The sequence below is a fragment of the Streptomyces sp. NPDC006207 genome, from assembly GCF_040613835.1.
In the GTDB taxonomy this organism is placed as follows: Bacteria; Actinomycetota; Actinomycetes; order Streptomycetales; family Streptomycetaceae; genus Actinacidiphila.
Genome location: NZ_JBEXSX010000108.1, coordinates 1 through 18,548 on the forward strand (window position 1 = coordinate 1; position 18,548 = coordinate 18,548).

At 71.4% G+C, this 18,548-nt stretch carries 18 protein-coding genes; 12 read left to right on the forward strand and 6 right to left on the reverse strand.

Going from position 1 to position 18,548, the window contains the following annotated elements; genetic code table 11:
* Positions 1 to 178: 178 nt before the first annotated feature.
* Complete coding sequence (locus tag ABZ312_RS43340; RefSeq protein WP_500322512.1) at positions 179 to 589, forward strand: ester cyclase; 411 nt, start codon at positions 179 to 181, stop codon at positions 587 to 589.
* Positions 590 to 628: 39 nt separating this feature from the next.
* On the opposite strand, the gene ABZ312_RS43345 is transcribed toward ABZ312_RS43340, so the two are convergent.
* Both ABZ312_RS43345 and ABZ312_RS43350 read right to left on the reverse strand, forming a co-directional pair.
* A complete protein-coding gene (locus tag ABZ312_RS43345; RefSeq protein WP_500440063.1) occupies positions 629 to 2,245 on the reverse strand; it encodes a sensor histidine kinase in 1,617 nt (538 codons plus the stop codon).
* The gene (locus ABZ312_RS43350; RefSeq protein ID WP_499512726.1) at positions 2,242 to 2,904 is read right to left on the reverse strand and encodes a response regulator transcription factor; all 663 of its coding nucleotides are present in this window, start codon (positions 2,902 to 2,904) and stop codon (positions 2,242 to 2,244) included. The genes ABZ312_RS43345 and ABZ312_RS43350 overlap by 4 nt, the downstream gene beginning before the upstream one ends.
* 134 nt (positions 2,905 to 3,038) lie before the next feature.
* On the opposite strand from ABZ312_RS43350, the gene ABZ312_RS43355 reads away from it, so the two are divergent.
* Positions 3,039 to 3,632, forward strand: a complete 594-nt coding sequence (locus ABZ312_RS43355; protein WP_500358507.1) for a PepSY domain-containing protein — start codon at positions 3,039 to 3,041, stop codon at positions 3,630 to 3,632.
* A gap of 55 nt (positions 3,633 to 3,687) precedes the next feature.
* On the opposite strand, the gene ABZ312_RS43360 is transcribed toward ABZ312_RS43355, so the two are convergent.
* The gene (locus tag ABZ312_RS43360) at positions 3,688 to 4,740 is read right to left on the reverse strand and encodes an alpha/beta fold hydrolase (RefSeq protein WP_500358505.1); all 1,053 of its coding nucleotides are present in this window, start codon (positions 4,738 to 4,740) and stop codon (positions 3,688 to 3,690) included.
* A gap of 228 nt (positions 4,741 to 4,968) precedes the next feature.
* Here ABZ312_RS43360 and ABZ312_RS43365 point away from each other — a divergent pair, with 228 nt between their 5' ends.
* From ABZ312_RS43365 to ABZ312_RS43385, 5 genes are all read left to right on the forward strand, one after another.
* Entirely contained in the window at positions 4,969 to 5,193 is a 225-nt protein-coding gene (locus tag ABZ312_RS43365) for a hypothetical protein (protein WP_499512723.1), read from the forward strand.
* A gap of 95 nt (positions 5,194 to 5,288) precedes the next feature.
* Positions 5,289 to 6,203 carry a DUF4232 domain-containing protein gene (locus ABZ312_RS43370; protein ID WP_500440064.1) on the forward strand — a complete coding sequence of 305 codons (915 nt, stop codon included), beginning with the start codon at positions 5,289 to 5,291 and terminating at the stop codon, positions 6,201 to 6,203.
* Between the two features lie 234 nt (positions 6,204 to 6,437).
* Entirely contained in the window at positions 6,438 to 6,872 is a 435-nt protein-coding gene (locus ABZ312_RS43375; protein ID WP_500322518.1) for a GntR family transcriptional regulator, read from the forward strand.
* A gap of 4 nt (positions 6,873 to 6,876) precedes the next feature.
* Positions 6,877 to 7,845, forward strand: a complete 969-nt coding sequence (locus ABZ312_RS43380) for an ABC transporter ATP-binding protein (RefSeq protein ID WP_499516883.1) — start codon at positions 6,877 to 6,879, stop codon at positions 7,843 to 7,845.
* Positions 7,842 to 8,861, forward strand: a complete 1,020-nt coding sequence (locus ABZ312_RS43385) for an ABC-2 membrane transporter-related protein (protein ID WP_500322519.1) — start codon at positions 7,842 to 7,844, stop codon at positions 8,859 to 8,861. Before ABZ312_RS43380 ends, ABZ312_RS43385 begins: the two co-directional genes overlap by 4 nt.
* Before the next feature lie 529 nt (positions 8,862 to 9,390).
* Here ABZ312_RS43385 and yczR read toward each other — a convergent pair.
* Positions 9,391 to 10,782, reverse strand: coding sequence for a MocR-like transcription factor YczR (gene yczR / locus ABZ312_RS43390; protein ID WP_500440065.1), 1,392 nt, complete (start codon positions 10,780 to 10,782; stop codon positions 9,391 to 9,393).
* Between the two features lie 61 nt (positions 10,783 to 10,843).
* On the opposite strand from yczR, the gene ABZ312_RS43395 reads away from it, so the two are divergent.
* The 4 genes from ABZ312_RS43395 to ABZ312_RS43410 all read left to right on the forward strand — a co-directional run bounded on the left by ABZ312_RS43395 (position 10,844) and on the right by ABZ312_RS43410 (position 15,911).
* Positions 10,844 to 11,344, forward strand: a complete 501-nt coding sequence (locus tag ABZ312_RS43395) for a YczE/YyaS/YitT family protein (RefSeq protein ID WP_500440066.1) — start codon at positions 10,844 to 10,846, stop codon at positions 11,342 to 11,344.
* A complete protein-coding gene (locus ABZ312_RS43400; RefSeq protein ID WP_500440067.1) occupies positions 11,341 to 11,559 on the forward strand; it encodes a hypothetical protein in 219 nt (72 codons plus the stop codon). The genes ABZ312_RS43395 and ABZ312_RS43400 overlap by 4 nt, the downstream gene beginning before the upstream one ends.
* 352 nt (positions 11,560 to 11,911) lie before the next feature.
* The gene (locus ABZ312_RS43405; RefSeq protein ID WP_500358499.1) at positions 11,912 to 12,268 is read left to right on the forward strand and encodes a cupin domain-containing protein; all 357 of its coding nucleotides are present in this window, start codon (positions 11,912 to 11,914) and stop codon (positions 12,266 to 12,268) included.
* 379 nt (positions 12,269 to 12,647) lie between these two features.
* Complete coding sequence (locus ABZ312_RS43410) at positions 12,648 to 15,911, forward strand: FG-GAP-like repeat-containing protein (RefSeq protein ID WP_500440068.1); 3,264 nt, start codon at positions 12,648 to 12,650, stop codon at positions 15,909 to 15,911.
* A 249-nt stretch (positions 15,912 to 16,160) separates the two neighbouring features.
* On the opposite strand, the gene ABZ312_RS43415 is transcribed toward ABZ312_RS43410, so the two are convergent.
* Entirely contained in the window at positions 16,161 to 16,601 is a 441-nt protein-coding gene (locus tag ABZ312_RS43415; RefSeq protein WP_500322528.1) for a hypothetical protein, read from the reverse strand.
* Positions 16,602 to 16,939: 338 nt separating this feature from the next.
* Positions 16,940 to 17,683, reverse strand: a complete 744-nt coding sequence (locus ABZ312_RS43420) for a hypothetical protein (protein ID WP_500358497.1) — start codon at positions 17,681 to 17,683, stop codon at positions 16,940 to 16,942.
* Positions 17,684 to 18,172: 489 nt separating this feature from the next.
* Here ABZ312_RS43420 and ABZ312_RS43425 point away from each other — a divergent pair, with 489 nt between their 5' ends.
* Complete coding sequence (locus tag ABZ312_RS43425; protein ID WP_500358495.1) at positions 18,173 to 18,310, forward strand: hypothetical protein; 138 nt, start codon at positions 18,173 to 18,175, stop codon at positions 18,308 to 18,310.
* Positions 18,311 to 18,548: the final 238 nt, after the last annotated feature.

Genomic DNA, 18,548 nt, shown 5'->3' on the forward strand with positions numbered 1-18,548 from the left:
CTCTTTTCCCATCTCCTCCAGCCGCCTGCGCCCCCCCCACTTTCGGGGTCGCGGGGGGGGGGGGGGGGCGGGCCGCCCCCCCCCCCCCCCCCCCCGGCAGGCCGCCCGGGCGGGCCGCGCCTACGGTGGAAGGAAGGGGCGCCCCGGCGCCCGAGATCGCGACCGCAAGGAGCGCGGCATGTCCCGCAGCGACAACCTCTCCGTCCTGGAGGGCTTCGGCACGGCGGTGAACAGCGGCCACCTCGGCGAGATCGGCGAGTACGTCGCGTCCGCCTCGGTGGACCACGACCCCGCTCCGGGGCAGGGCCCCGGGCCGGAGGGGTACGAGGAGATGTTCGGCGCGATGCGGCGGGCCTTCCCCGATCTGCACGTCGAGGTCGAGCACGTCATGGCCACCGACGACGAGATCGCCTTCGCGTACACCATCACCGGCACGCACCTCGGCGAGCTGATGGGCCACGCCCCCACGGGGCGGACCGTCAGCTACCGGGGCATGCAGATCAGCCGGTTCGAGGACGGGAAGATGGTCGAGCGCTGGGGGAGCAGCGACGAACTCGGCATGCTGCGCCAGCTCGGCGTCATCACCTGACCCCTCGCCCGGCGCAAGCCCCGCCCCTCCCGGAGCCGGTCAGTCCGCGGCCGCCGCCGGCAGGCGGAGTTCGAAGAGGGCACCGCCCGCCGGGGCGGTGCCGACGGTGAGCGAGCCGTCGTGGCGGTGGGCGACGTCGCGCGCGATGGCCAGGCCGAGACCCGCACCGCCCTCGTCGCGGCTGCGGGCGTCGTCGAGCCGGACGAAGCGCTCGAAGATCCGCTCGCGCTCGGCGGGCGGGACGCCGTCGCCGTCGTCGCCCACCGCGAGGACGACCAGGCCGTCCCGCAGGCGTACGGTCACGGTCACCTCGGCGCGCGCGTGGCGCTGGGCGTTGTCCACGAGGTTGCCGACGACCCGGGCCAACTGGCCGCGTGAGCCCGCCACGTCCCGCCGCGGTTCGACGTCGACGGTCACCGGGACCCGGTCGGCGGGCCGCCTGCGGACCTCCTCGCCGACGAGTTCGCCCAGGTCGACCCGCCGCCGCGCGGGCCGTTCGCCCGCGTCGAGCCGGGCGAGCAGCAGCAGGTCCCCCGCCAGTTGCTGCAGCCGCTCGGTGTCCTTGACGGCGCCCGGTACGTCGAGCAGGTGCGGATGGGCCGAGCCGACCTCCAGCTGCGTGCGCAACGAGGCGATCGGGCTGCGCAGTTCGTGCGAGGCGTCGGCGACGAAGCGGCGCTGCCGCTCGACCGCGGCCTCCAGCGCAGTGAGGGTCTCGTTGGTGGTGCGCGCCAGCCGGGCCACCTCGTCGCGGGCGGCCGGCTCCGGCACACGCCGCGAGAGGTCCTCGGAGGCCGTGATCGCGGCCATCTCGCGCCGGATGCCCTCCACCGGAGCGAGCGCGCGGCGGGTGACCCGCCAGGTCGCGCCGCCGACCACCAGCAGCAGCAGGGGCAGTCCCGCCAGCATGGCCGCCGCCGCGGTGTTCACGGCGCTCTCGCGGGCCGCCAGCGAGGTGCCCGCGTGGATGAGGACGGTCTGCCCGGCGAGGTCGGTGGCCTTGATCGTCGCGAACCGGTAGCCGGCGGTCCGGCCGTCCAGCGTGGCCCGTCCCGTGCCGTGCACGACCGTCCGGCCGATGTGGCCGACCACCGGGTCGTCGCCCGCGGCGGGCGAGGGTGTGGCGCTGCCGCCGTGCCGGTCGTCGTCCTCGCCGCCGCGCGTCGCGTCGTCCCGGCCGCCCCGGCCCCGGCCGCGCCCGTGGCCGCCGTCGTCCTTGCCGCCGCCCCCGTGGTCGTCGCCGCTCTCCGCGGTGCGGTTCGGCACCGCGGAAGGGGTGGGCGTGGGGGTGGGCGAGGGTGTGGGTGTGGCGGCGGGCCCGCGGACGGCCCGGACGGCGCCGACCCCGGTGCCGCTGATCCGCTCCAGGCCCCTGCTCACCGCCAGCAGCCGCCCGTCCTCGGTGGTCACCTGCACCGGCACGCCCTCGGGGAGCTGGAGCCGGGCGTAGCGGTCCGTGCCCGCCCCGCGGCTGGCGACGTCGAGGGCGATCCTGCGGGCCGTGTCGTCGGCCTGGCTCTGCGCCTGGCCCGTGAGGTTGGCGCGCAGCGAGAGCAGCACGGCCACCCCGGCGGTCACCAGCGCGACCGCGACCACGAGCGTGGCGCCGAGCGACATCTTGGCCTGGACGGTGCCGAGGGGGCGGGGGCGTCTCATGCCGAGGCCAGCCGGTAACCGGCGCCGCGCACCGTCTGGATGAGGTCCGCGCCGAGCTTGCGGCGCAGGGTGCTGATGTACACCTCGACGATGTTGGGGTCGCCGTCGTACGCGAAGTCCCAGACGTGCTCCAGGATGCGGGACTTGCCGACCACCTGCCCGGCCCGCACCGCGAGCTGCTCCAGCACGGCGAACTCCTTCGCGGTCAGCGTCACTTCGCTGTCGTTGCGGAAGACCCGGCGGGCGGCGGTGTCCAGCACGAGGGTGCCCAGCCGCAGCACGGGCGAGGCCCCCGCCGAACCCCGGCGCCGCAGCAGCGCCTTGACCCGGGCCACCAGCACGACGTACGAGAACGGCTTGGTCAGGTAGTCGTCGGCGCCGGTGTCGAGGCCCTCCGCCTCGTCGTACTCGCCGTCCTTGGCCGTGAGCATCAGGATGGGGACCTCGTTGCCCGCCTCGCGCAGTGCGGCGCAGACACGGTAGCCGTTCATGCCGGGCAGCATGATGTCCAGCACGACGAGGTCGTGGACGCCCTCCCCCGCCCGGTGCAGGCCTTCGAGCCCGTCGTGCACGACGTCCACGGCGAAGCCCTCGGCCGTCAGCCCCCTGGCCAGCGAGACCGCGAGCCGTCTCTCGTCCTCCACGATGAGCACACGCATGGGGTCCAGCCTCCCAAATCAACCTGAAGAGATCTTCAGCTGGTTTCAGGCTGCCTTCAGCCTGTACCGCCGACATTGAGGTCACGGAACAGACCTGACACAGACCGGGTACGGCCCGGTCGGAAGGGCTCCTCATGAAGCGCAACACGACCGTCGCGGCCATCGCGGCCGCGGTCCTCGTCGCCGGGGGCTACACGGCGTTCGCCACCGGCGGCCACGACGGCGGCCACGACGGCGGGCGCGACGACGCGCGCGGCACGGTGTCCTCGGCCGCCACGCCCGGGGCGACCCCGGGACACGACGCGGGCGACGACCACGGCTCCCCGGGCATCACGGCGAGCCGGGCCGCGGCCGCCGCGGTCGCCCACACGCCGGGCACCGTCACGAAGATCGAGCCGGACGACCGTCACCGCGGCTACTGGGAGGTGTACGTGACGGACGCGGCCGGGGTCGTGCACGAGCTGCACGTGGACGCGCAGACGGGCCGGGTCACGGAGGACGACCGGCACCGCGGCCGGACACGCTCCGGTGACGCGTCCCGCACCGCCTCGCCCGCACCGGCGACGACGCGGCCCGGGTACGACGACCACGGTGGCGACCGCGCCGGCAGCGACGACCCCCCGGGAGACGACCACGGCGGCGACCGCGTGCGGGACGGCGACCGCTCCGGTGACGACCACGGCGGGGGCCACGGCCGGGGCCGTGGCCGCGGCGGCGACGACCACTGACGTCCCCCGCGTGGCCGGGCCCCCCGCGCCCGGCCACAGGCGCCCCCCGGACCCCTCAGAGCCGCCCGACGTCCACCACGGCCTGGGCGAAGGCCGCGGGTGCCTCCTGCGGCACGTTGTGCCCGATGCCCTGCAGCGTGCGGTGCGCGTACTTCCCGGTGAACTTGGCCCGGTAGGAGGAGCCGTTGCCCGGCGGCGTGAACGGATCGACCGCCCCGTCGAGGGTGATCGTGGGCACGGTGACGACGGGCCCGCGGGCGAGCCGCGCCTCGATGTCGTCGTACCGCGGGTCGCCCTCGGTCAGCCCGAGCCGCCAGCGGTAGTTGCCGACGACGATGGGGACGTAGTCCGGGTTGTCGAAGGCCGCCGCGGTGCGGTCGAACGTGGCGTCGTCGAAGCCCCAGGTCGGGGAGTTGAACTTCCAGACGAGCCGGCCCAGGTCGTGCCGGTAGCGCTCCAGCCCCTTACGGCCCCGCTCCGTGGCGAAGTAGTACTGGTACCACCAGGCCCATTCCGACTTCGGCGGCAGCGGCTGCTTGTTCGCCTCGCGGTTGGTGATCAGGTAGCCGGTCACCGAGACCAGCCCCTCGACCCGCTCCGGCCACAGCGCCGCGATGATGTCCGCGGTCCGCGACCCCCAGTCGAAGCCGGCCAGGACCGCCTTCTTGATCCCCAGCGCGTCCATGAGCGCCACGATGTCCAGGGCGAACACCGCCTGCTGGGCGTCCCGCGGGGTCGAGCGGGACAGGAAGCGGGTCGTCCCGTGGCCGCGCAGGTAGGGGACGACCACTCGGTAGCCCTTCGCCGCCAGCAGCGGTGCGACGGCGACGTAGCTGTGGATGTCGTACGGCCAGCCGTGGAGCAGGATCACGGCGGGACCGTCGGCCGGTCCCGCCTCGGCGTAGCCGACGTCCAGCACCCCGGCCTCCACCTGCTTCAGCGGGCCGAACGCCGGGGCGTCGCCGGGCCGTTCCTTGCCGGGGGCCCTGGGCGGCGCCGGCTTGTTCTCGTCCGGTCCGGTCGTCGCGCACCCCGAAGCGAGCCCGGCCAGTGTGGCCGCGACCGCTCCCGTGCCGACGATCGTGCCGAAGGTCCGCCTGTCGATCATCCGAGGCCTTCCGTGGGATGCGGGCGCGGGCACTGAGGTAGCCCATGCCCCGTGCGCCGCCGTCCGCGTCACCGGACCGGCAAATGTCATCCCCATGGCACAGGTCCCGGCGGCCGCGGTGAGGGCCGGACGGGTGAAGTCGGGGGCAGGGCGCAACCGGTGGGCGCAGCGGGGCTGTCCTGCACGGCGAGTCCGGTCGACACCGTCCGAGATCCGAGAGGAAACACCATGAACCTTCTCGATACTCCGCAGCAGTCACTGGGTGGCGTCCCGGTGGGGGCCCACCTGGCCGCCGTCGACGCGCGCTGGGTCGAGCTCCACGCGGCGCTCATCGCGGCCGGGGTGCCCCCGCTCCCGGGCGACAGCGACGCGGTGCACACCCTCGCCCGGCAGCTCGACGACGCCACGGTCAGCGCCGTCGTCGCCTGGATCGACAGCGCCGCCTCCCGCTGAGCCCGGCCCGGGCACCGCGCCTTGTGACGGTCGTGTGACGGGAATTGTGGCCTGCGCCATGGCCGGGAGCGGCAGGGTCCTGATGGGGTCGCCGGATGCGCACCCCCGCCCTCCTCCTCCCGGCCGTGCTCGCCGGTGCCCTGCTCCTGGTCACGGCCTGCGACGTCCCGCACCGGGACGACCGTGCCTCCTGCGCCGCCTCTGCCGTCCCGGTCGCCCCGGCGCCCGCGGGCGGTGCCGCCGGTGTCGAGGGGGACGGCGACGTCGAGATCACCGCCGTGAGCGCACCGCCCGCCCACTGCTCCGGCGTCCCCTTCCACGTCGCGTTCCGCGTCACCAACCACGCCGACGAACCCCTCACCTACACCGTCACGTTCGGGCTCACCTCAGGTGCCGGAGAGGCCCTGGGGAACGTGCCGCACACGGTGTCCGCGGTCCCGCCCGGCCGGACCGTGGAGGGCGAGGCCGACCTCGGCGCAACCCTCGCGCCGCGGTACGCCGCGGAACGGGTGCGCATCGTCAAGGTCAGGAGCGTCCCGGCGGACGAGGTGCCCGCCGCGGGAGGCGCCTGCCCGCCCTCCGGCCTGCGCCTCACCGCCGACGACGGCGACGCCGCCATGGGGCTGCGCGTGGTGGGACTCCGCCTGGAGAACTGCTCCTCCCGCGTCCGGCGCGTCGAGGGCTATCCGTCGGTCCAGCTCCTCGACGAGCAGCGCAAGCCCGTCACGGGGGTCGAGGTCTTCCGGGGCAGCGGGGGCGTCGCCCTCGTGCCCGGCTTCGACGACCCGCCCCGTCCGGTCACCCTGGAGCCGGGCGGGAGCGCGACCGCGGGCCTGATGTGGCGCAACACCGTCACCGACGGCACGTCCGTCAACGCGCCCTACGCGAGGGTGCGGGCGACACCCGGCGCTCCTGCGGTGACGGTGACCCCCGAACTCGACCTCGGCACGACGGGGAAGCTCGGCGTCAGCGCATGGAAGGCCGACCCGGCGACCGCGGCCCGGCCGTGACACCTGGGGCACGCTCCCCGTCGAACCGGTCCTCGACGTCCTCCCCCCATCAGCACGAAGGCCCCGGGCTGCCCGCCCGGGGCCTTCGTGCTGCGCGGGCCACCCCGTTCCTCCCCTCACGAATGTCACGGTTGTGTCCCGAGGGGTGCCGGGGAGGCCGCTTCGTTTGACACGGCTCAGCTCCCCCTCTCATCATCATTCCACTAATCGAGTAGCTAAAGGGTGTTGAAGCACGTGGACTTCCGCATCGACCGGCGGAGCGGGATCGCCGCCTACCAGCAGATCGTGCAGCAGACCAAGCAGGCCCTACGGCTGGGCGTCCTGATGCCGGGGGACCGGCTGCCCACCGCCAAGGAGGTCGCGGAGACCAGCGCCGTCAACCCGAACACCACGCTCAAGGCCTACCGCGAGCTGGAACGCGAGGGGCTGGTCGAGCCGAGGCCCGGCCTCGGCACCTTCATCCGCCGCTCACTGGCCCGTCCCCAGGCGGGTGCCGACTCCCCGTTGCGCGGGGAGCTGGAGGCGTGGATGACCCGGGCCCACGAGGCGGGCCTGGAGCGCGAGGACGTGGCCGCGCTGGTCGCGGCGGTCCTGGAGGAGCGGTACGCCGGGACCACGGCGGCCGACGGAACACCGGAGGACGGGGAAATGAGGATGACCAGTGCGTGACGCCATGAATGCCATGGACATGGGTGGCCCGGTGGAGGAGTCGGCGATGGAGGCCCGCGGGGTCGGCCGGAAGTACCGCCGGGGCTGGGCCCTGCGGGACTGCTCGTTCCGCCTGCCTGCCGGCCGGATCTGCGGGCTGGTGGGCCCCAACGGCGCGGGCAAGACCACGCTGATGTCCATCGCCGCCAACCTGCTGGAGCCGTCGGAGGGCACCCTCACGGTGTTCGGCGCGGCGCCCCAGTCCGCGGAGGCCGGACGCCGTACGGCGTTCCTCGCCCAGGAGAAGCCGCTGTTCCGCCGCTTCACCGTGGCCGAGACGCTGCGCATGGGCCGCGAGCTCAACCCCGGCTGGGACCAGCAGGCCGCCGAGCAGATCGTCCGCGCGGGCAACGTGCCCCTGCACGCGAAGGTCGGCACCCTCTCCGGCGGACAGCGCACCCGCGTCGCCTTCGCCCTCGCCTTCGGCAAGCGACCCGACCTGCTGCTGCTCGACGAGCCGATGTCCGACCTCGACCCGCTGGTGCGCCACGAACTCATGGGCACCCTGCTGGCCGAAGCCGCCGAGCACGGCACCACGGTGCTGATGTCCTCCCACATGCTCAGCGAGCTGGAGAGCGTCTGCGACTTCCTCCTGGTCATCTCCACGGGCGGTCTGCGCATCGCCGGTGACGTGGACGAGATCCGCAGCGCCCACGTGCTGCTGCAGGGCGTGGCCGGCGACGAGGGCCCGGGCGTCCCCGCGGAACTCGCCCGCCACACCGTCGTCGAGTACCGCACCAGCGGGCGCCAGGCCACCGCCCTCATCCGCCCCGACGGCCCGGTGAGCGGCCAGTGGCAGTCCCACACCCCGCAACTGGAGGAACTCCTGCTCGCCTACCTGCGCTCCCCCGAAGCGCCACCACTGATCAGTCCCGTGGCCCAGGTCCCGGGGCAGCCGTACGGCGTGAACGGCCCGCGGGGGGCGGCGGCATGAGCAACCTGACCGCGAACCCGTCCGCGCCGTCCGCGGCCCCGGTCGCCGACAGCGGCGTCCGCCGCCCCCGGCTCAGCGGCATGACCTGGCTCATCTGGCGCCAGCACCGCGCCGCCTACTGGACCATCCTGGCCGCGACGGCCCTGTCCGTGGGGTGGATGCTCTACCAGCGCGCCGGCCTGCTGGATTACCTCACCGCCCACGGCTGGCCCGAGGCGAGCTCCGACAAGTGGACGGAGGACATCAACCCGCACAGCGCCCCGCTCCTGAAGGCCGCCTTCGGCCTCGGCTTCGTCCCCATACTCCTCGGCGTCTTCCTCGGCGCCCCGCTGCTCGCCGGCGACCTGGAGAGCGGCACGGCCAAGCTGGTCACCTCCCAGGCCGCCGGCCCCGCCCGCTGGCTCGCCGCCAAGCTCGGCATCAGCGCGCTGGTGGTCGTGGTCTGCACCGTGGCCCTCTCCTTCACCTTCGGCCGGTGGTGGGCACCGGTCAGCAAGGAGAACACGGTCATGGACTGGACCTCCGGCCAGGCCTTCGACAACACCGGGCCCGTGCCCGTCGCGCTCACGCTCTTCACCGTCGTGAGCGGCATCGCGATCGGCATGCTCCTGCGCCGCACCCTGCTCGCGATGGTCGTGACCTTCTTCTTCGCGGCGGCCGTCCAGGTGGTCTGGGCGTACAGCCGGCTCGACCTCGGCAACGTCATCAGGCTCACCACCGACTCGGGGGTGACCCCCGGCAGCAGCCCCCGTCTTCCCACCGCCGCCTACGAGGTCGACCAGTCGTTCATCACCTCGTCCGGGCACACCATCGGCTGGAGCACCTGCACGGACGCGGGGTCGGAACAGGCGGTCGACGCCTGCCTGAAGCAGAAGGGCGTCGTGGGCTGGGCGCTGGACTACATCCCCATGTCCCAGATGAGCGGCATGCAGTGGCTCGGCGCCTCGATCCTGTTCGCCCTTGCCGCCGCCATCACGGCCTTCGTCTTCCTCTGGGGCCGCAAGCGCGTCGTCTGACATGACGCCGTCGGCCACGACGACACGACCCCGGGGAGACGCGCCGAGCGTCACCCGGGGTCGTGTCGTCGGTGCCGGCGGTCCCCCGGCTGATGGGCCCGCAGGCCACCGGGAGCACATCCGGCGCTCGGTGGAAGCGGCGCTCGGCGCCCGCGTCGGGACCACCGACCGCCGGCGCGCGGCACGCGACGTCTGGCAGATCCTGCTCGACCTGGCCACCGCCGACCTCCCCGGCACCGGACCGCGCGGGGCGCGGCGCTGCGCTCCGAACTCGCCGCCGTCGAACCGCCCGCCGAGCGCCGCAGGTTCGCCCTCGGCGGGGTGTGGACGGCGGCCACGGCCGGCGGCGCCGCCCTCGGCGCGGTGCTCCGGCCCCCGCGCACCACCACCGCCCCCGACGCCCCGGTCCCGGCGGCCGCCCGCTGAGGGCGCCCATGCGGCGCCGTCCGCGGTCAAGGCGACCCGGCGGGCCGGGCGGGCACCGCGGGGCGTCAACTGACGTGCATTCGGGGCCATATGCCGTCGACGCTCATGCCACGGGTGCGGGGCTGTGAGCTCCGGTAGCGCCCCGGGTGAGTGCCTCCTCCGCCTGTGCGAGTCCGCGGACCGCCTGGGTCAGCTGACTCGGAGGAAGCGTGTACGGCAGCCGGATGTTGCGTTCGAACGCGCCTCCGATCCCGAACCGCGGTCCGGCTGCGATGGTCACTCCGTGGTCGGGCGCGATCGCGGCCAGCCGCGAGCTGATGGGCTGGGGGAACGTCGCCCAGAGCGTCATGCCGCCGGCGGGTCGCGGGGTGTGGAGGCCGGGCAGGTGCTCGCTGAGCGCTCGGAGCAGTACGTCGCGTTGCGACCTCAGTTGCCCGAGCGTGCCGGGGCGCCGGGTCCGGTCCTCGTTCAGGAGGACGGCCGTGGCGAGTTGCTCGACGACGGGGGTGCCGAGATCCGTGGCGTGACGGGTCTGCTGGACGCGTTCCAGGAGAGCGGGCGTCGCGCGGATCCAGCCGATGCGCAGGCCGCCCCAGATGCTCTTGGAGACCGAGCCGATGCTGATGGCGGTCGGCATGTGGAGCGCGAAGGGTTCCGGGCTTTCCCCGTCCAGGGCCAGGTCGGTCATGGTCTCGTCGATGACCGTGGGACACGCGAGCCCGAGGCCTTGGCGGACGCTCGTGGGCATGCACAGCCCTGTCGGATTGTGGAAGTCGGGGATCAGGTAGGCCAGGCTCGCGATGCGGCCCGCCGCTTGGAGCTGCGCGGTGTCCCAGCCCGAGGACGCCACGGCGACGGGGAGGAGCCGAGCCCGCACCTCGGTGAACGTGGTGATCGCGTGCGGGTAGGTCGGGTGGTCGATCAGGACCTGGTCGCGTGGCGACAGGAGCGTTCGCGCCAGGAGGGCAAGCGCGTGCTGCGCGCCGTTGGTGATCAGGATGTGATCGGGCGGCGTCGGCAGTCCGCGCCGCTCGTACCAGTGGGCCACCGCTTCGCGCAGCTCCGCGGTGCCGCTGCGGTCGTAGCCGTGCCGCTCGTAGTGCCGTGGCAGCTGTTCGAGGGCGGTCGCGTACGCGGCGTGGAGGATCTCGACGGGCGCGGGGGGCGCGGCGAAGGACAGGTCGATGGCCGCCGCGTTCGTGCCGGCCCGGCGCTCGGGCGGCGTGTCGTCGGGGAGCCGCACGGTCGCCCTGGCGCGCGCCCGTGTGGCGAGGTATCCGTGCTCGACCAGAGTGCGGTAGGCGGCGCCGACGGTGGTCCTGCTGGTGGACAGTGCGGTGGCCAGGTCACGCTCGCTCGGCAGGGTGGAGCCGAGCGAGAGACGCCCGTCCAGGACCAGCAGCCGCAGCCTGTCGGAGAGGCGCTGATGCGCCGGCCCGGGCCCCGCCTGCCAGGTCCCCAGCATGCCTGCGACCACGTGCGATGTAACTTTCACCCGGCCAGCCTAACCAATCTGGCTATGGAATCCAGGTCCAGATGCCTCGCAGGCTTGCGGCATGGCACCTCCTGTTACCGCTGCACGCACGTCCGTCCCGCCCGGCCACGACCAGCCCGCCCTGACCCGTATGAACGCCTTCGCCCAAATCCGAGCGGGCCGAAAGGCGCGCCGCATCCCCCAACTCCTGCTCGGCTTGGTGGGGTACGGGGCCGCCGTGATGACGCTCGTCCAGTCCGGGCTGGGAGCAGCCAGCTGGAACGTGCTCACCGAGGGCACCGCCAAGGTCCTCGGCATCTCTTTCGGCTGGACGACGAACCTGATCTCGCTGCTGGTGCTCCTCCTGTGGATTCCCCTGCGGGAACTGCCCGGCCTCGGCACACTCCTCAACGTCGCCATCGTCGGCTTCGCCGCGGACGCCACCGCCACCGTCCTCCCCCACCCCCAGGGGACACCTGCCGCGATCGGGTACCTCGTCGTCGGCCTGGTCGCCCTGGCCTTCTTCGACGCGCTCTACCTCGGTGTGCCCAGTTCGGATCGGGCCCCCGCGACGGCATCATGACCGGACTCGTCCGGCTCACCCGCCTACCCATCGCCGCGGTGCGCACCGGCATCGAAATCACCGTCGCCACCGCCGGCTGGCTCCTGGGCGGAACCGTCGGCCCCGGAACCGTGCTCATCGCCCTGTGCATGGGGCCCCTCGTCGGCTACTTCCTGCCACGCGTGGCAGTTCGCCTCCCCGCCGTCGCCGCGGACGAGGCGTTCACCCGTGCTTGATCCGTGCCCGACGGCCTGACCTGTGGTTCCCCGCCTTGGACGGAATGGGCGGCGCCTCCTTCTGCGTACCGCGATTCCCCCCCGGCCCCCCCGACCGTTCTGGCGCAGGAGTGGCACGGGTTCCGCGCTGGTGGCCCTCTCGACGGGGACTACGGGCGCAGCGGTCTAAGGTGCGCTTCGCTGTCCAGGGGTTTGGCGGGGTCCAACTCGGTTGACCGCGGTCCGTACAGATGCTGTACTCCGCTGCTGTGCAGCGACCTCGGAGGGTCCGCGCCCGACCGTCGGACCGGATGACTACGGGAGGGGCTTCTACTCCTGATCTGCGGCGCACCGGTTGAGAAGAGGGGGCGGCGTGGAAGTCTTTCGTTTCGAACGCAACGAGTGGGTTGTCACCGGGCACGGCAGCACCGGCCTCCATGCGACCCGCATCGCCACTGGTGAAGGCTCGGTGCACCTCACCTGCCTAAGCGTGGAGCCAGGCGGCGTCATCGGCACGCACCCCGCGCCCGTGCCCCAAGTGTTCATTGTCACCGCAGGTGAAGGCTGGATCGCCGGCCCCGACGGGGAGCGCGTCCCCATCGCTGCTGGTCAAGGGGTCCGGTGGGAACAAGGTGAGGTTCACACTTCGGGAACTGACGTTGGCTTCACGGCGATCGCAATCGAAGGTTCTTCCATGGAGCTCTTCAAGTCTGCGGTTCCTGGGGACTGACCGACCACGAGCACGCCGAGTTCCGACGTTCCGAAAGGTCCTGTCGATCGACGGCAAGCGATCAGTTCTTCTGGGTCTTGTCGGGGATCTCCGCGACCTGCGTCTTCGCTGGTCGCGGAAATGCTCCGGTGCGCCTGAGTGGGTGGCTGTCGTCGTCGTTGGTCGTTGCGGAGCACCCTCGGACGGCCCACAAGCCGCGCTGGAAGCGCAACGGCTGACGGCTGACCGACAGGCGGCCCCGTTCTCTCCGGACGTGCCCGCCCCGCCTGTTGGTCCGCCGGCCTGATCGCCCTCTGGCATGACGTGACGTCAGATCTCGTCCCGCACCGCCCTGCTGAATGCGGCCCCGGCTTATTGAACGGGTTCGAAATTCTCTTCCGTGACCTGTGAGCCTGTTGTTAGGATCCGATCACTCGGGTGTGGGGGGCGCGGGACGCCGGGATTGGCCGGCTTGCTTGCTGCGAGTGCTGAGGACCGAGCCGATTCCCCCGCCTGTTCCCAGGTCCGTTCGCGTCAGGGGTGGAATCAAGTGGCCAGACGTGTCCTCCTCCGCAGTGCCGTCACGGCGGTCGTGTCGCTGTCGCTGGCTGTCGGTCCTGCCTCCTGGGTCGCGTCGGCCGATGCAGGAACGTTCACTGCGGCCACGATTCCCGCGACCATGCGCGTCACACCGGGCTCCGGCTCCGTGGTGAGCGTCGGGCCTTCCGGGTTCCTGCACAGCGCCACCACCACGAGCGGTCCCTCCGGATTGGAGTGGACGGGCGCGGACGGCTCGACCCGAAAGCTTGAAGGCACGCATCTGTACGACCCCGTGGAGTACTACGGAGCGGCATCGGACGTCGTGGCGCTGCCGCCCAGCGGTGGCACGGGCGACGTACTGCTGCGGAACATGGTCACCGACGAGACCACGACGGTCACAGTCCCCGCAGGTCAGCTGTACAGCAGGGTGATCGGGACCACGGTGGTGACCAAGGGCGGAGCCGGTGCCGACGGGTACTGGACCGAGTTTCATCTGCTGAGCGATGAGAACGGGACCACGGTGGACCGCCGTGTGACAGGCCTTCCGGAGGGTGCCTCCGTCACCGCTGTCGGCCGGGCCGGCGTCCATGGGTTCCTCTCATTTCTGAACGTCCCCGGCGAGGACGTCGGACAGTACGCCTGGATCGATCTCCGCACCGCGGAAGCCACGTTTCTGCCGTACGGCACGGTCTATGGGAATTCCGTGGTGACCGCCCTTCACCTGGTCACCCCCCAGGCCGATGGCGTGCGGATCTATGAGCAGGGCCGGTTCGACACCCCCGTGCGCGAGGTTCAGATCGGTCTCAAGGACGCGAAGGTTCTCGGCGTCGTCGGCGACTCGCTGATCGTGGGCCGCTATGACGCTTCGCTCGGTCAGAAGGCGTCCGGAGCGTCCATCTGGAAGGTCGTGGCCGTCCCCTTCGACGGTTCCGGCGAGCGGACGCTTCTCGCCCGTGCGGTGGCGGACCGTGTTGCCGTCCGGCCGGACGGCGGCGTTCAACTCGTCGGCGGCCAGTCCGCGGAGGACTACGGCTACCAGGACATCACCGCCGGGGCGGACGGCGTACCGTACGCGGCTCGTGTGCTCGGCATCCCGCCGGTCCCGATGGCGCTCCAGCGGCTGACGCTGGATCACAACACCCTCACAACACTGGAGTTCGGTGACGGGGGCACCTTCGTATACGACCGCCCCCTCACCGAAACCGCGCCCGGATACGGCGAGCGCGTGCGGATCGGCGGCCTGCCGGCCCCGTACAACAAGTGCAGCGTCGCCTGGGGGCTGTGCCCCGAGCTGTATCCCACCGGGGACGGCCGGACCGTGTACCGCGGGACAGTGAGCGTGGACAGCGGCTGGCAGCCCAAGCTGTTCGTCGTGGGCAAGGGCGGGACGTTCCCCGGAACGCCGATCGAAACGGGCATCCAGGATTCCTTCGACGATTCCCCGGACCAGATGAGGATCGTGGGGGCATCCGAAAACCTGGTGCTGGTCGAAGGGAGACCTGCCGGCGGCAGCCGGGAACTCCGGGTCGTGGACATCGACTCCGGCAAGGTCGTGCACACGGAGCCGTACCAGAGGGGTGCGATCTGGGGGACCACTCTGTGGTCCTCGGCTCCGGGCGGCAAGGTCACGGCCAAGGACGCGCGCACCGGGGCCTCGCTGACGTCCTTCACGGTGAACAGCGGGTGCTCCTCGATGGTCGACCTGCAGGCCGTCGGCCGGTGGCTGTACTGGACGTGCAACGTGAGCATCGCTCCGTACGCCGCGGGCGGCGTCTACGACCTCCAGTCCAGGAAGAACATTCCGCTTCCCTCCACCGCGCAGGCCTACCTCGGCGACGGTGTCGTCGCCGTCCGGGGCGGGCAGGGGCTGGCTGTCTACGGCCTGCAGACCGGGACGGCCGTCCAGCGGTGGTCAACCGACGCCGCGGGGCTTGTGGCGCTCGACCCTCGCAGCGGTGACCTTGCGTACTCCACGCTGGACCAGGCTGTCCACGTCCTGCACACCGGGCGGCCCCAGGCGGCCCTGGTTTCTCCCTACCGGAACGTCACCGCGCGGGTGGAGACGGACGTGACCCCGGTCTCCTGGCGCGGTGAGTGGTGGCTTTCCGAGCCGACGGCTTCCTGGAAGGTGGAGATACGCCACGAGGCCACGGGCCGCGTGATGGCCACGCGCAGTGGCGGACCGGCCGAGTACTCGATCGCGACGACCTGGAACGGCCGGGACACGGCAGGCGGACTGCTTCCCAACGGCTCGTACACCTGGACGCTGACGGCTCAGCCGGCGGACGGGCAGGGAGCGGCCTTGGTCCAGTCCGGCACGGTCCGGTTGACGGGTGGCACGGCGGTATGGCGGGACCACGCCGGCGGCTCGGCGCTGCCCGACGGTGTCGGCGACCTCCTGACGATGAACTCCTCGGGCGCGCTGACGTTCCAGCAGGGCACGGGCAAGGGCACGTTCTCGGGGAAGGTCAGCGGCAGCGGCTGGGCGACCAGCATCCGTCCGGTGCCCGTCGGGGACCTGAGCGGTGACCGCTGCAACGACGTCCTGGTCCGGCTGAGCAGCGGTACCCTCCGCCTGTACAGGCCGGCGTGTGGGGCGGCGCTCAAGCCGACGACCCCGTACACGACGCTGGGCACGGGCTGGAACCAGTACGACGTCCTGACCTCCCCCGGTGACGTCACCAAGGACGGCCGCCCCGACCTGATCGCCCGCAACGCCTCGACCGGGGCGGTGTACCTGTACAAGGGCGTGAGCGGTGGCAAACTTGCCGCGCGCGTGAAGCTGGTCGACAACTGGAAGACGTACAAGAAGGTCGTCGGGGCCGGGGATCTGAACGGTGACGGGATCGGCGATCTCGTCACGCAGGACAAGTCGAACAACCTGTACCGGTACTTCGGCAAGGGCAACGGCACCTTCGCCACCCGCGCGAAGATCGCCACCGGCTGGGGGGCCTCGTACAACGCGGTCGTCGGCGTCGGGGACATCACCGGCGACGGAAAGGCCGATCTGGTCGCCCGGGACACCGCCGGGAATCTCTACCGGCAAACCGGCTACGGCAACGGATCCTTCGCCGCACGCGTGAAGATCGCCACCGGCTGGCAGGGCTACAAGGGCATTTTCTAAAGCGCCAACGCGGGGCGAGGGACCAGGTTGGGGAGTGCATCCCGGACCTGGTCCCTTGTCTTTGGAGCGGGTGACGGGGATTCGAACCGGCGCTCTGAGCCTGGGAATCACCGGGCGAATCGAGCCGGAGGGACTGCTGACCTGCGCAAAGCGCGTACAGCCGGTCGCCGGAGAGATGCTGCCGTGACCGCGACTGACCGCTGTTCTCCCCACTTTCTGGCACGCATCTGGCACGGCTCCAGACCGTCGTCACCAAGCCGGTCGTGGATCTTGGCGTTCCGTCGAGAGTTTTGTGGGAACAGTGCTGCCCACGTCCGTTCGCCACAGATACCCCGGGCTCGGTGAGTAGTCGTCGGTCGGCGGTGCTGGGGGGTAGAACCTTTGAGTTCGCGGGAGCGGTACCTCGACCAGTCTGCCATCGTGGATCATCCACAGGCCGAAGCAGTCGTCCTCCTCGTCATGGATCAGTACCTGCACGTTGCCCGGGTTGGCCCAAGGAAGCGACTCCAGGTGCTTGAGCAGTCCGGAGCGCGTCCAATTTCTGTAGAACTCGATGACCCATCCACCGGCGAACAGGCCGAGCGGCTTGAATTCACCCTTCCAGCTGCGCGACCCGTCCGAGCGGGTCAGCGGTTCCATGACCTCGTCCTCGTACGTTGCCAGCACGATGACCTGCGCAATTCTGCTCATGCCGGCATATCACCGCACGCCGCACGGCAACGGCAACCCATTTCGGACTGGAAGGAGCCGCCCCGTCTGCGGCGACGCCACGCACGCCGGAAAGGGACCATGCCGCAAGCCTGGCCGAGGTTGGTCATAGCGACCCCCGCTTTAGGAGCGAGGTGGGGCGGCCCTTGTCCTGACCTGGGGTTCCAGGCCCTGGGTGGAGTCCGGCAGCACGCACCCTGGCGCACTTCTATTCCCCGTGGGACCCCGCTCGTTCTGGGACGGATGTGGCACGCGAGACCTTGGGTTGGTGTGTCTCTTACCTGCTGCCATGGTCTGCAGGTGTGCCGTGCGCGTATCGGTCAGAAGGGAGGTTCGAGATCACCGCGGCCATCGCTGTGCGGCCCCCGGTCCTCGGCCTCCTCCGAAAGAGGCTCCGGGCCGGGCGGATGGTGGCCCCATGTTTTGAGGGCCCTCCACGCGACGCGCCGGTTGGGCTCGTAGCTGCTGGTGTCCAGGATGCGGTGCGCGTGCCCGGCGAGGTGATCACGGTGCTCGGCGAGCGCGGGGTGTTCGGCGAGGATGAGCGCGGCCATGACGGCGGCTTCGCGCACGTTCTTGTGGCTGTCCTGCAGGAAGGGCGCGACGGCCCGGTAGAGCATCGGACGCAACTCCCGGAAGGCCGCCACGGTGGTGTCCGGGGCGAAGCCTGGCCAGTACTCCTCGTTGCGGGCGACGATCTCGTCGGAGGCGTCGTGAAGCGTGGAAGCCAGCCAGCCCAACAACGTCGCGCGGATGGGGATGTCGCGATAGGGCCGTCGCGTCATGGCCGCCGGGTGGGTGAGGATGGCAGCGACGTACATGGCGGCGGGGGCGGTGGCTTCGTAAATGGTGTTCTGGTGGCCGACCAGCTCACCCAGCTCCTGCAAAGCCGTGACCTGGACCTTGGGATCGGGCTCCAAAAGTTGCGTCAGAACCTTAGGAAGGTCCTCACCGGACCCGAAAGCCGTCTGGAGCGAACCCCAGTTGGTTTCCGCCAGGACAACCTGGTAGGGCGGCAAGTCAGGCTCGCGGGGTGCCCCGGCATTGGAACGACTGTGGGTCACAGGCCAAATCTAGACCAGACTTCTGACACCATCCCCTTCCGGGTCAGTCCCTCGGTCTGCGGTCCGGCCATAGGCCGCTGCTGCGCGTGTGGCATGTCACCAGTTTGGAAGACGTCGTATGCGGATGGCCGCTGACCTGGCGACTCTGGCGCCGCCGTTCCCCGCGAGTCCCCGCTGCGTCCCCCTGGCAGGCCGGGTGGGATCTGCTGCGCTTCGCTCTCGTATGCGAGTTCCGGCGTTAGGCGATCGCCGGTCGGCGAGTCCTGGCCAGGGGTTCGGGGACTCGGTGACCGGAGAACTGGATGAGGCCGCGGACCGCTTCGCGGGCCAGGTGGGGGGAGTGGACTTGTTCGGGAGCCAGGGTTTCGGCTTCGAGGAGTGCGGCTGTGGCCTCGCCGACGTGCCGCTGCTGCGCGTGCGCTCGCGCCACGGACCTGGATCGGCAAAGAGAGGTCGCAGAGGGTCTGGACCGCTTGGTCCGGGAGCGGCGTGAAGCAACGAATCACGCAGCATCTGGCACGGATCTGGCACGAGACGCTTGATCCGGTCTGGAATCAAAGAAGCCCCGGGCTGCTTGCCTGGGGCTTTCTGCTGGAGCGGGTGACGGGAATCGAACCCGCGCTCTGAGCTTGGGAATCACCGGTACTTGCGTGATGATCTGGGGTCTGACCTGCAAGGATGGCTCTTGATCGTCATAGCTGCCGTCCCGCGCTGGACCGTCGTTGACCGCGGTTGACCGCGCGTTCTGGTGCGCAACTGGTGCGGCGCCGGCGACCTAGGTGTTCTGTCCCGGGAGGTTGTGGACGGGTGATGCAGGTCTCGGTTGAGGGATCTTGAAATGGGTGAGGGCCTTCTGGCCTGGTGT

What these genes read in the sequence shown, in the direction of transcription:
- ABZ312_RS43370 (WP_500440064.1), top strand. Translation starts at nt 5,289, where the DNA reads ATGCGCACCCCCGCCCTCCTCCTCCCGGCCGTGCTCGCCGGTGCCCTG.
- ABZ312_RS43350 (WP_499512726.1), bottom strand. Translation starts at nt 2,904, where the DNA reads ATGCGTGTGCTCATCGTGGAGGACGAGAGACGGCTCGCGGTCTCGCTG.
- ABZ312_RS43345 (WP_500440063.1), bottom strand. Translation starts at nt 2,245, where the DNA reads ATGAGACGCCCCCGCCCCCTCGGCACCGTCCAGGCCAAGATGTCGCTC.
- ABZ312_RS43355 (WP_500358507.1), top strand. Translation starts at nt 3,039, where the DNA reads ATGAAGCGCAACACGACCGTCGCGGCCATCGCGGCCGCGGTCCTCGTC.
- ABZ312_RS43360 (WP_500358505.1), bottom strand. Translation starts at nt 4,740, where the DNA reads ATGATCGACAGGCGGACCTTCGGCACGATCGTCGGCACGGGAGCGGTC.
- ABZ312_RS43340 (WP_500322512.1), top strand. Translation starts at nt 179, where the DNA reads ATGTCCCGCAGCGACAACCTCTCCGTCCTGGAGGGCTTCGGCACGGCG.
- ABZ312_RS43385 (WP_500322519.1), top strand. Translation starts at nt 7,842, where the DNA reads ATGAGCAACCTGACCGCGAACCCGTCCGCGCCGTCCGCGGCCCCGGTC.
- ABZ312_RS43415 (WP_500322528.1), bottom strand. Translation starts at nt 16,601, where the DNA reads ATGAGCAGAATTGCGCAGGTCATCGTGCTGGCAACGTACGAGGACGAG.
- ABZ312_RS43380 (WP_499516883.1), top strand. Translation starts at nt 6,877, where the DNA reads ATGAATGCCATGGACATGGGTGGCCCGGTGGAGGAGTCGGCGATGGAG.
- ABZ312_RS43395 (WP_500440066.1), top strand. Translation starts at nt 10,844, where the DNA reads ATGGCACCTCCTGTTACCGCTGCACGCACGTCCGTCCCGCCCGGCCAC.
- ABZ312_RS43400 (WP_500440067.1), top strand. Translation starts at nt 11,341, where the DNA reads ATGACCGGACTCGTCCGGCTCACCCGCCTACCCATCGCCGCGGTGCGC.
- ABZ312_RS43365 (WP_499512723.1), top strand. Translation starts at nt 4,969, where the DNA reads ATGAACCTTCTCGATACTCCGCAGCAGTCACTGGGTGGCGTCCCGGTG.